The following is a 12338-nucleotide window of genomic DNA, read 5'->3' as shown; positions in this document are numbered from 1 at the left end:
TTCCTTTACTGCACTATCTCAGTAACTCTTACGCCAAAACTTTCTTCGATAACTACAACTTCTCCCTTTGCTACGAACTTACCATTAACAAGTACGTCAACAGGCTCACCTGCGACCTTATCAAGCTCAATGATAGTTCCAGGAGCAAAATCAAGGATATCAGAAATAGGTTTTGCTGTTCTACCAAGCTCAACAGTTACTTCAAGAGGCACATCCTTGATGATTCCAATGTTCTCTCCACCTGCCATGATAGTTGTTCCGCCAGAAAAATTCTGGAACTGAGCAGGCTGAATGTTCATGTTCATCATCTGAGGTGCCATCATCTGAGGCATAGCCATCTGCATCTGTGGCATACCCATCTGAGGCATTGGCTGTCCCTGCATCATTGAAGGATCCATCTGAGGAGCCATCTGTGGCTGTGGTGCAGGAGCTGGTGCTGGTTCTGGAGCAGGTGCAGCAGCAGGTGCCGCAGCTTCCTGTGGACCTTCATCTGCAGCAATAACTGTATCCTTAAGAGTCTTAGCAAAGTCAATTGGATAGAGCTGCATAAGTGTTGAATCTACAAGCTCTCCCACCTGCATCTTGAAAGAGATCTTAACGAATGTTCCAGTCAGAAACTCAGCAATATCCGAAGGATCGTCGTTGATCATATCAAGAACTGTAGCCTGTGGTGGACTGATATCAACCTTCTGATTGATCATTGTAGAAAGAGATGTGGCAGCAGCGCCCATCATCTGGTTCATAGCTTCTGAAATAGCAGAAAGCTGAAGTTCTCCGATCTCACCATCAGTATTAGTACCATCACCGCCCATCATAAGGTCAGTGATTACCATAACGTCATGTTCTTTTAAGATCAGGATGTTAGTTCCATCAAGACCTACTGTGTATTTGATCTGGATAAATACGCAGGGTCTTTCATAGTTATTTATTACATTCTCCCAGTTAGCAAGCTCTACCTGAGGTGTTGTAATATTAACCTTCTGATTAACAAGGGAATACAGCGTTGTAGCTGAAGAACCCATGCTAATATTAGCCACTTCACCGATTGCATCTTTTTCAGAATCTGTAAGTAGCGATTCATCTATTGCTCCACCTCCAACTGGTGCTGTAGATACAGCAGCCTCTGCAGGTGCAGCAGCATCTCCTCCCGCATCTGCAGGAGCATCAGCTGGGGCATCTCCGCCAGCAGACGTATCCATTCCGGCAAGCAAAGCATTAATTTCGTCCTGTGACAACATTCCATCCATGCTCTACTCTTCCTCCTCTCTCACAACCGAAGTAATTCTTACGGCATATTTCTCTTTGGCAGTTCCAGGCAGTGCAGTAAACTTAAACAAATTGCCTACATATACCTGCATGTCAGTATTTACCCTATTATCAAGCCTTATGATATCTCCGGCCTGAAGATGTACAAAATCATTAACAGAAACATTGCACTTACCAAGTATGGCTTTAACTGGTACATCAACATGTCTGACCATGGTCTCAAGAGTTTCCTCATAGTCCTCATCATTGTTCTTTTGCATTGTTGAGAACCAGAACTTGGTATTGAGCTTATCCATAACACTCTCTAAGGTGAAATATGGTAAGCAGACGTTCATGAGTCCTTCTGTATCGCCAATCTTGATATTCAGCGTAACGATAGCGATCATATCTGTTGGTGAGATAACCTGAGCAAACTGTGGATTTGTCTCGATCCTTTCCATAACAGGATTGATAGAAACAACGTTCTGCCAAGGTTCTACCATAAGCTGCATACAGATTGTTACAAGTTTCTCTATAAGTGGCATCTCAATGTCGGTGAATGGTCTTGGTTTATCCAAGGTTCCTCCTTCACCTCCAAGCATTCTGTCAATAAAAGAGAATCCTATGTTTGCCTGCAATTCCAAAATGATATTACCCTGCAGTGGAAGGAAACTTATTACTCCCAAAATAACAGGATTGGAAAGAGCATTACTAAACTCAGAATATGTAACAGTCTCTGAGTTAGCTACAGAAACAGTTACGTTCTTTCTAAGATATAGTGGCAAAGTCGTGGATAAAAGTCGTCCATAATGTTCGTAGATCATCTCCAAAGTTCGAAGATGTTCTTTGGAGAATTTGGCAGGACGTTTAAAGTCATAATCTTTGACTTTCTTTTCGTCAGCTGCCTGCATCTGATCCACATCAAGTTCACCGCTACTTAGCGCTGCCAACAGACCATCTATTTCGCTTTGTGACAGTACTTCACTCAAAATGGATCTCCTTTCTGTATTTATTAAATACCGATCTATTCATGATCATCATGAATAGATTGCACTAATACTTACGTCGTAAATAAAGTTTGAACCGTAAAGTTCCTGAACAGCTTCAAGAACCTGGTCTTTTGCTGTCTGCATATCAGCCTGAAGTTCTTCCATTGTGTAACTAGAAAGGACATCAATAACTTTAGCCTTAACAAGATCGCTCATACTTGCAAGTGATTCAGAAGAACCATAGGTTGCATAGTCCTGAGCAGCTGTATTCATTGAAAATACAACGTCAGCAAGCATGTAATGAGTCTTGCCATCTGCGCCAGGCTTAAGACTGATAGTAAGGTTGTTATCTCCTGTATAACCAAATGTAGCTATGTTTGCTACACCAACAGTTCCTGAATTTGAATTGGAAAAGCCACCGCCTGCTCCGCCGCTTGCTTCAAGTTCAAGTGCAGCAGCAATATCAGAGATAAGCTTTGCTGTCTGAGAATTGGTTGTCATTACGCTAAGAAGCATGAAACCATTCATAGCAAGGTTAATGACTAAAAGTGCCAAGATGATGATTGATAAAAGATTCTTTTTCATTTAGGACTATCTCCCCTCTTTAATAAGATGAACTAAGTGGATTGTAAATCTTTATTTCTACTCTTCTGTTGCGGGCTCTGCCCTCATCTGTAGAGTTGTCAGCAATTGGTGAATACTCACCTCTACCTGTATGAACAATGTTTGCAGGATCAAGATTAGTATTTTCACAAAGGTAATAAAAGATTGAAAGAGCTCTTCCAGAACTAAGCTCATCATTGTTGGCATATTTGCCGCCTGAAGACATAGGAACATTATCCGTATGTCCTTCAATCTCAATAGTACCTCCAGCGTAGGTTTCAAGGATCTGACCTACCTTATCGATAACAGGTATAGCATCCTCTTTAATATCTGTCTTACCAGAATCAAAAAGAATTGAACCCTGAATAGTGAGCTGTACAAACTGGCTTGTATAATTCAGAGATACTTCATTTTCTACATCTCCAGATTCAAGCGCAGCTTCTATCTTTTCAGCAAGCTCCTCTGAAGCTTCGAGCTGTTCCTCCTCAGCAGCTTCTAACAGTTCCTTTTGCTCCATTTCTCCAATAGCTGTCTCTTCTGAATCAGAATCCTCGCCGCTCTGAGCAAGTCCCATTGAAGTGATATAACTAGATAAAGCACTAAGCTGAGAAACACCATCACCAATAAGTGCTCCCTGTCCTATAGACATTTCTCCACCGGAGAAGATACCGAAAGCATTACTAAATGATGCTGCTACTTCCTCGAACTTTGCCGCATCCATGTTAGCCATTGAGAAAAGAAGTACGAAGAAACAAAGAAGCAGATTCATCAGATCACCAAAGGTACCCTGCCAGGCCGGCAGACCAGGTTTTATCTCCTCTTGTCTCTTTGCCATTATTCTCCGCCTCCATCGCCACTGCCATTTTCAGCTTCATAAGCAGATCTATCAGCAGGTGAAAGGAATGATTTAAGCTTCTCTTCTGTAACACGTGGGTTTTCACCAGCCTGTATAGACAAAAGGCCTTCAATGATAATGCTCTTTGTCATGTACTCAGCATTACTTCTGGCCTTTAACTTATTTTCAGCAGGATAACAGAACCAGTTAGCAAGAACTGATCCATAGAATGTTGTAATGAGGGCAACCGCCATGGATGGTCCGATAGATGAAGGATCAGACATGTTCTGAAGCATAAGAACCAGTCCAAGGAGGGTACCAATCATACCCCAAGAAGGACCCATACCAGCAACATCGCCAAAGAATGAATAGTTCTCTTTGTGACGCTCTGCCATGGCATCAATTTCAGCTTCAAGAATGCTCTTTACAAGTTCAGGCTCAGTACCGTCTACGATAAGCATGACGCCCTTCTTCATGAAAGCATCCTCCAAACTACCAGCAGCTTCTTCAAGTGCAAGAAGACCTTCTTTTCTGGCTGTATTTGAAAGATCGATGATTTTTTTGATAACCGATTTGGTGTCATCAGATGGCATCTTAAAGATCAAAGTATATGACTTAAGACCGCTCATGAAACTCGGCATACTTCTTGATCCCAAAACGGCCATGAAGGCTCCTCCAAAGGTGATCATAGCTGAAGGCGCATCAAGGAAGTATTTAACACCCGTGATACCAGCTGAGAACACAATACTCAGGATCATGAATATAAAACATAGACCTACACCAAGTAAAGACGCAATATCCACAACAAACTCCCCTTTCTCATATTTATAGTGAACATCATTTACTTATTCGATAATTTGCTTCAAAATTAATTTTCTTGAATCATCTTGTAGATTTCATCAGGGTTTTCTTTGACTAATAGCTTCCTACCAGAATTAAGGATAATGATGGTATCTGGATTAGCTTCTACAGTCTCAATGGAAGAAATATTAAGAAAAATCTTTCGCGTATCCATTTTGGTCAGCTCAATAATCTTAGACATTAACCCCTCACCTAATATAAAATTTCACTCATTCATAAAATTTCATTCAAAAGTGAAACTTTATTTCTAATTACTACTATTTTACCACTTTTTCCATGTAAAATCTCTATGTCGCGTTCACAATTTAGACATATTTTAAATTTTATTACATAAATTTAATGTGATTTATGTAATATTTTTTCGTATTTATATTGTCCAAAATCTATTTTTGGACATAGTACTACATATTGTGGTATTAAAATCATTTTACCACAACAAGTCAATATATTACAGTAGATTATTTAAAGAATTGCTAAAAGAATAATCTTTGTCCAATATACAGTTAGTGCTAGTATGGTATAATGTTTTTATAGATACGCTATTTAGTTTCTTTTAATAAGGAGTTCCCATGAAAAAAGAAATAGATAACTCAGTTCTTATCTCAGATGATGGCACTATTAAGAGCAATAAAAAGCTATATACTATCTCCTTTGTAATAATATGCCATGTTTTTACTATTATTCTGATCGTTTTAGGATTACTTGCATTTATAAGTGGTAACTTTTAATTTCTGCGCTTCCCCAAAAGGTGAATGATTATGGCTGATTCAAAGCAAAGAATATATGAAGTCATAGAAGTTTCAAGAGAAGGCGATGCCTCCAGTAGAGCCTACGATATCTTAATGAACACTACTATCTTTGTAGGCATGATACCACTTACTCTCAAAGCTGATAATCTATACACTCAGTTCATTGAGATATTAACTGGCATCATTCTTATAATAGATTATTGTTCTAGAGTCTATACGGCAGATTATAAGATGGGTTACAAAAGTGCTAAGGCGTATATAGCTTACATTTTTACGCCTCTTGCCATTTTTGATTTTCTGTCTATTCTTCCACTTTTATACTTCGTCTTTCCTATATCTTCTGCTATCAAGCTCTTAAAACTCTTTAGGATATTTAGAGTCTTAAAGCTTATAAGATATTCAAAGACAATGATCGTTATCGCAAATGTAATAAGAAAGGTAAAGAATCAGCTCCTAGCTGTACTTATCCTGATAATCATTTATATAGTTGTTTCAGCAATGCTGATCTTCCAATTAGAACCTGATCTCTTCACTAACTTTTTTGACGCATTATACTGGGCAACCATTTCCATCACAACAATTGGTTACGGAGATATTTCCCCATGTACTCAAGTTGGACGAATGATCACTATGATATCTGCTCTTGTGGGAGTTGCAGTCATTGCTCTTCCATCAGGCATCATCACAGCTGCCTATATGAATGAGATAAATAAAAAGAAATCTAAATATGAATTATAGTTCTTACGCACGCAAAAAGCCCTGCCGGTAATCGGCAGGGCCTTAATTTTGTCTTTAAGATTATCTCTTAAGGTTTGTAAGCTCTTCAAGAAGTGTATCAGATACTGTGATGATACGGCTGTTAGCCTGGAAACCACGCTGTGTTGTGATCATCTCAGTAAACTGTGATGAAAGGTCTACGTTTGACATTTCAAGTACACCAGTGTTCATGTAACCACCATCAGTTGTGATGTCCTGAATTGTAGCCTCACCAGAGTTAAGAGTTGATGCATACAGGTTATCACCTTCCTTTGAAAGACCTGATGCGTTAGCAAACTCTGCAGATGCGATCTGTCCAAGGAGCTTGGTCTGGCCATTTGAATATGTAGCATAGATCTGACCATCTGTACTGATTGAAACACCATTCATCTCACCAACTGCACGTCCTGTGTTAAGAGACTTCTTGTCGCCCTTAACAGCCTTGATCGTAGATGATCCGTTTGTGTTGTAGTTTGTAACTGTTGAGAAGTCAAACTGTACATCACCAGGATTATGAGTTGTATCGCCTGCTGTCTGCTGGTAGCCGAAGGCTTCAAGACCAGGAATTGACTGGTTGAAGTTCATTGTTACAAGACCTGCATCACTAGTATCAGCTGAAACAAGAGAACCATTAGCTGCATCAAACTTAAGCTGTACAGAATGCTTACCTACTGTAAGGTTAATAGCACCTGTTGAAGTGTTAATCTCATAAGTACCATCAATACCATATGCATCAGCCTGCTCATCAGTGATTCCATAAACCTTATTTAAAAGACCTTTGTTATCGCCTTCTGCTGTTGTAAGAAGATCTGCGATATTTCCCTTTACAGGTACTGATTCATAAGCTGTCTCTGATGTATAGTTAAGTGTTCCATCACCATTATCAGAAACTGAATATCCAGTTGACATTCCCTTTGCTGTCTCAGTTACGCTGTGAGCAATTGATACATATCCTAAAGTGTCAGTATTATTTGAGAATGTAATTGTATATTCCTGACCAGAAGCCAAACTTGGAATATTTGTATTTGTTCCAAATGCATCTCCAAGAAGTGTCTCATAAGGGTTGTTTGTACTTGTAATTGTAGCTGTAAGGCTTGTAAGACCATAAGCCTTAGCAAATGTAGATGCTCCTACATATACACCCTTTGGCTGAACTGGCTGTTCATCTGTAAACTTTGTTGTATTAAGATCGCCCTGAGCTTCAATCTGATGTGAATAATAGATAATTGCTCCTGTACCATCTCTAAGAACCTGTGCTCCACCAAGTTCCTGAGTCTCATATGAGTACATAAGACCTGTAGTACCAGTTATTGTAGTTCCCTTTACATCAGTTACAACTGAAAGACTCTTAGCTGTCATTGCGCTCTGAATTTCTTCAGCAGCTTTCTTAGCTGAGTTGTAGTTTGCAATCTTAGCATCATTATTTGTAATTGCAGCAACAGCATCATCGTATGCAGTCTGTGCAGCTGCTTTATCAAGTACAGCCTGATCACGTGCTGCCACTGCAGCATTTCTATCTGCTTCAGCCTGTGCAACGTCTGTAGGATCAGCAGTTGGATCATTTATAATTGCTTCTGCATCACTAATGATCTGATTCTGGGCATCAATTATACCCTGCTGTGTGTCAATATTTCCTTGCTCTGTTGTCTTATTCTGCTCCTGTGTCTGATTATCAGCGTTAAGAGCAGCAATCTGATTATCAATATATGCAAGAACATCTGTTATATCCTGAGTCTCAATTCCAGTTGATACATCAATAGTACCTTCAGTAAATGTAGCAGTAAGGTTATCAACGTCAGCCTGTACTGCTGAACCGCCTGTAGCCTCAGTCTTTGTTACATCTTCATAGTTCTTTACATAAAGGCTGATTGTATCATCAGCTGAGTTGTATGCGTAGAATACCTGATCAAGAGATCTAGTCTCTCCAGCAGGAGCTGCATCAACCCAATCCTGAGCTGCCTGAAGAACTGTCTTACCTGTTGTTGTTCCGTCAAGTGTAAAGTACTGACCAACTGATGCGATCTTGCTATAAGCACCAGGATTTGTTGTTGTAGCCTGAGGAACAGATACATGTCTCTTGATCTCCATCTTAGGAGGTGTTGTTGCATTGTAATATGTATAGTCATAATCAGCTGAACCATAAGTATCAGCGATTCCAAATACCTTTGAAAGAAAATCTGTATCTGCAAATGCACTTGCACTTGAATTTGCTGTTGAATCTGGAATGTGATAAGCCTCAAGTGTTGTAGGATCTACAAAGTACTTCTCTGATGAGTTTGTCTTATAAGTGTACTTAGCTGTTGCATACCATCCATCAGCTGCAGCAAGGTCAACCTTGTTGTACTTTATTGTAAGTTCACCAGTCTGGTCATCAATCTTATATGTAGCATCTGCTGGATAGTTCTTTTCATCTGTATCTGTAACATTATATACAGTATTGAGAATTCCTGAGTAGCTCTTTGAACTAGTGCTCATAAGATCTGATAAATAACCAGTTAAAGGAACCTGTTTGTACTTAACATCTCCGCCTTCTGCATTGATAGCGATATTTTCGCCAGAAGCATCAAGTACGATAGAATACTTAGTACCTTTTTCAAATGACTGTGATCTTGTTGGGCTCTCAACATTACCGAATGTGATCTCTTTTAAAAGATCTGGTCCGATACTCTTTCCGTCAGAATCAATGATATCTGTAAGAGTAAGTGCGAACTGGTGATCATAGCCAGTATCCTTTAATGTAAACTTACCTGTGTAAAGGTAACCTTTGTTGTCATAGAACTCAAGTGTTACAGTCTTACCATCATCAGAAATGAGGTTCTTGTCATGGTCATCGATGTTTCCACTGTAAAGAGCTGCTGTTGTAGATGCTGGTGAATATGTGCTGTTAGCTGCACTCATGATCTGAAGGCTTGAAAGTCCGCCATTTTTATTGATCGTGATCTCACCAGTTTCCTTATCTTCCTGAGCTACCCAGCCCTGTACGAAGTAACCATTTGACTGCATTGCAAGGTTACCAGCACCGTCTACATAGAAAGAACCATCTCTTGTGTAAAGGTTTTCATTACCGTTATTTACAACAAAGAAAGCCTCACCAGTGATCATGATATCGAATGGGTTATTGGTTGTCTGTGTTGCACCCTGAGATGTAATAGCTGTATTGATAGCACCAGACTTAGCACCAAGACCGATCTGACGAGCGTTTACACCACCCTTGGTCTCTGTAGCTCCTGAAGCTGTCTGTGTTGTCTGATACATAAGATCTGAAAATGTAATAGACTGTGATTTGAAAGATGTGGTGTTAACGTTGGCGATATTGTTACCGATAACATCCATCTTGGTCTGGTGTGTCTTAAGACCTGCTACACCAGAATAAAGTGATCTCATCATAAGGCAAAGTCCTCCATCTTGTATTTAGCTTTTTTGAGATTTTGGACGGATGAGTGATAAAGATAGATCCCTTCAATCGGTCGGGGATCAAATGATTTCCTGCAATAGGTCCAATCACGCAATCACTGCTCCGTCAATATTTGTAAAAACATTACTTTTATTTTCTGTCTGATCCATTGCTGTCACTACTGTATTGTTCGGTACATTAACTATGAAAGCAAGCTGATCAATAAGTATAAGGGAATCCTTGATACCCTTTTCAGAAGCTTCAATCTTGCCATGCTCAAGTCTAGCCATCTGCTCTTTAGTAAGTTCGATATTTCTATCGCTTAATCTGTTTACTGCATGCTTAGAAAACTTAAGACTTTCCGAACCAATATTATTATCGACAGATTCCTCAGCTTTTTTAAGGATGTTAGCAAAAGAATTTTCACCTACAGGCAGAGTACTAGAAGGTTTGTTTATTGAACTTCCAGCTGTTACAGATCCTGTCCCTATCTGATTCTGCATCTGACCTATTGATAAAAACTGTCTATCATCCATTATCATGACTGTCTTTCCTCCTTTCTTCTAAATTTTTTGCAGCACCCGGATCCTTCCGGGCGCCACGTGTATTTTAAGTAGTTGCTTTAATAAGTGTTCTGTGATCATTTCCTCTAATATCATCAATTCTGTTAACGAACTGAAGAAGTGATGTCACATAATCCTTATTCATAAGGTTCTTAGCTTTTTCATCCATCTTGTTCATGTAGAAATCATACATAGTATCGATGGTTGTTCCGTGCTCTTCCTCTGAAATAAGATTGAGGTTAGGAAGCTTATCGATTGCTTCCTGGAAGTCCTTAACAACTTCAAGTGCATCTGTGTAATCAGTAGAAAGAACTTCTGTTACATCATCAATGTTGTAGTTTGTACCATTGATGCTAAGGTATGCCTTGTTGCCGCTGTAAGTAACAAAGTCTACAACTCCCTGTACCTCTGAAGTCTTACCAGTGTCAGCATTTACCTGAGTAACAGTTACTGTCTTACCTACCATCTCAGATGCTCTGGAAAGAGACATTGAATTAGCCATATTGTTAAGCTGTTCAACCTGAGTAAAGGTCGCATACTGTGAAATGTATTCAGTATTGGAAGTAGGCTCCATAGGATCCTGGTATTTCATCTGAGCTACTAAGATCTTAAGAAAAGAATCTTTGTCATAGCCAGAAGCAGTGTTCATATTCTTGCTTTCTTTTGACTTATCAAGATTCTGAACCTTTCCATCCTTTATGATAGCGCTTACTGAATTGTTATTTACTGCATTATTTACTGCATTAGTTTCTGCCATATTGACCTCTTTTCATAAGCAATTAGGCGGTATAATCAACTGTATTACCGTTTGCAGCCATCATCTGAGCTGTTATCTTGTCAGAATCATCAAGCGCTTCGTCCTCAAGATCTGAAATAGATGAAAGATCGATACGTCTTGTATTCTTCTTACCCTTTCCAGTCTCTTCGTCGCTTCCCTGACGTCTATTCTGCTCGTCTAAGTTTCTTTCAAACTCATGACTTGCAATCGTAACTTCAATTGATGTAACCTTGATTCCCTGTGCTTCAAATTTTTGCTGAAGCTGGATCATCTGGCTTTCTACTGCTTCTTTTACTATCTCATTCTGAGCTGTGAACTTAGCAACTATTCCATCCTTGCTGCTAGTAAGCATTATGTTCACATTTCCAAGACTTGCCGGATGAAGCTGAAGTTCCATCGTAGTCTCATCCTGACCAGAAGAAATAGTGATTCTCTCTGTGATCTGCCTGATGATATCTGCCATCTGAGCTCTATCAGTGTACTGCATCTCTTGAGCCGGCTCATTCATAGCAGCTTCAGTAATATTATTTAGTACCTGGTTGAAAAGATTAGGAGCACCAGCATCCTGATGGAAAGAACCTTTATTACTTTCATTTTCTGATCTTCCAGAAGCTTCTACTGGTCTGTTTTCCTCTTCATAGCTTCTTTCCAATGTAATTTCAGTTCTTTCTGCTGATGTCTTATCAGACTGTAGTGCGGTCTTGTCCTTAAACAATTCATCTCCAGCTTCGTTAATGATAACTTCAGGCATTTTCTCAGTCTCTTTTGAAATATGTTCTGTAAAATCAGCCTTCACACCATTTATTACGTTCTGAAGTTCTTCATCAGATAAGTCAAACTCATTCATAAGCTGACTTCTCATATCTTCCGCACCCTCTAAGAGGTCCTGCAATGAAGTATAGAGATCTGAATCTGTTAAAAGTTCAAGTGCCTTGTCCTGTCCGATAACTCGTGTTACGAGCTCCTGTAAATTCTGCGGGTCTAAAAGATCTGCCATCATTAGTCCCATTGCCTGCATCATGCCAAGTATCTCGTCCTCTGATACATCGAAGGCTTCTGCAATTTCAGATACAAGCTTTTTGCCATCTTCCTCAATGGCTTCCTGCAGCTTTTTATCTGCTTCCGTGCTGTCTGTTTCTTTTAATCCTGTAGCATTAGCTTTTTCTGCATTATCTGCATTATTACAAGCTTCAGAAAACTTTTTGATATCCTTATCACTAGGACTTCCATTTTCCTTTTCAGTCTTCCTTGTAGCATCATCAGAGATGTTTTTCTGATCTGCATCCTTAAGTAGCGCCTTATTGTCTTTTCCTGCATCATTTGCTCTTGTCTGCATCACTGTATCTGAAAACTGATTCAGAATGTTGTCAAAGCTTGCAGATGCTTTCGACGTGCCCTTGTTTGATTCTGCTACAGATGAAACATTAGTCGCTGCAGTACTTTGCGTCATGATCGGTAACAATGTACCAACCTGATTGGTTGTACTGCCCATCAAGATCCTCCTTTCTATTGGTAAGCATAAAAATACCGATATACTTCCTACTTGTATATCGGTATTTTTTATA

Annotated in this window: 11 protein-coding genes; 1 reads left to right on the top strand and 10 read right to left on the bottom strand. The window is 39.5% G+C overall.

The genetic code is table 11. The annotated features are described in order from the left end of the window. Positions 1-5: 5 nt before the first annotated feature. The 6 genes from fliY to BLS24_RS09050 all read right to left on the bottom strand — a co-directional run bounded on the left by fliY (position 6) and on the right by BLS24_RS09050 (position 4714). Complete coding sequence (gene fliY, locus BLS24_RS09075) at positions 6-1247, bottom strand: flagellar motor switch phosphatase FliY (protein WP_091758294.1); 1242 nt, start codon at positions 1245-1247, stop codon at positions 6-8. A 3-nt stretch (positions 1248-1250) separates the two neighbouring features. After that, a complete protein-coding gene (gene fliM, locus BLS24_RS09070) occupies positions 1251-2234 on the bottom strand; it encodes a flagellar motor switch protein FliM (protein WP_071176151.1) in 984 nt (327 codons plus the stop codon). 48 nt (positions 2235-2282) lie between these two features. Continuing rightward, complete coding sequence (locus BLS24_RS09065; protein WP_091758292.1) at positions 2283-2819, bottom strand: flagellar basal body-associated FliL family protein; 537 nt, start codon at positions 2817-2819, stop codon at positions 2283-2285. Between the two features lie 19 nt (positions 2820-2838). Further along, positions 2839-3672 (bottom strand): OmpA/MotB family protein, encoded by an 834-nt coding sequence (locus BLS24_RS09060; RefSeq protein WP_091758290.1) that lies wholly within the window; start codon positions 3670-3672, stop codon positions 2839-2841. Next, on the bottom strand, positions 3672-4475 hold the full coding sequence (locus tag BLS24_RS09055; protein WP_091758288.1) for a motility protein A: 804 nt from the start codon (positions 4473-4475) through the stop codon (positions 3672-3674). The genes BLS24_RS09060 and BLS24_RS09055 overlap by 1 nt, the downstream gene beginning before the upstream one ends. Positions 4476-4540: 65 nt before the next feature. Continuing rightward, positions 4541-4714 (bottom strand): flagellar FlbD family protein, encoded by a 174-nt coding sequence (locus BLS24_RS09050; protein ID WP_091758286.1) that lies wholly within the window; start codon positions 4712-4714, stop codon positions 4541-4543. Positions 4715-5291: 577 nt separating this feature from the next. Here BLS24_RS09050 and BLS24_RS09045 point away from each other — a divergent pair. Further along, on the top strand, positions 5292-6020 hold the full coding sequence (locus BLS24_RS09045) for a potassium channel family protein (RefSeq protein ID WP_242872265.1): 729 nt from the start codon (positions 5292-5294) through the stop codon (positions 6018-6020). A gap of 60 nt (positions 6021-6080) precedes the next feature. On the opposite strand, the gene BLS24_RS09040 is transcribed toward BLS24_RS09045, so the two are convergent. From BLS24_RS09040 to BLS24_RS09025, 4 genes are all read right to left on the bottom strand, one after another. Then, complete coding sequence (locus BLS24_RS09040; protein ID WP_091758282.1) at positions 6081-9425, bottom strand: flagellar hook-basal body complex protein; 3345 nt, start codon at positions 9423-9425, stop codon at positions 6081-6083. Positions 9426-9539: 114 nt separating this feature from the next. Continuing rightward, entirely contained in the window at positions 9540-9974 is a 435-nt protein-coding gene (locus tag BLS24_RS09035; RefSeq protein ID WP_091758280.1) for a TIGR02530 family flagellar biosynthesis protein, read from the bottom strand. Positions 9975-10041: 67 nt separating this feature from the next. Then, positions 10042-10752 carry a flagellar hook capping FlgD N-terminal domain-containing protein gene (locus BLS24_RS09030; RefSeq protein ID WP_091758278.1) on the bottom strand — a complete coding sequence of 237 codons (711 nt, stop codon included), beginning with the start codon at positions 10750-10752 and terminating at the stop codon, positions 10042-10044. A gap of 22 nt (positions 10753-10774) precedes the next feature. Then, positions 10775-12265, bottom strand: a complete 1491-nt coding sequence (locus tag BLS24_RS09025) for a flagellar hook-length control protein FliK (protein WP_091758276.1) — start codon at positions 12263-12265, stop codon at positions 10775-10777. Positions 12266-12338 lie beyond the last annotated feature (73 nt).

The organism is Butyrivibrio sp. INlla18 (genome assembly GCF_900103635.1).
Taxonomy (GTDB): Bacteria; Bacillota; Clostridia; order Lachnospirales; family Lachnospiraceae; genus Butyrivibrio.
This window is presented reverse-complemented; position numbering and strand designations above follow the sequence as displayed.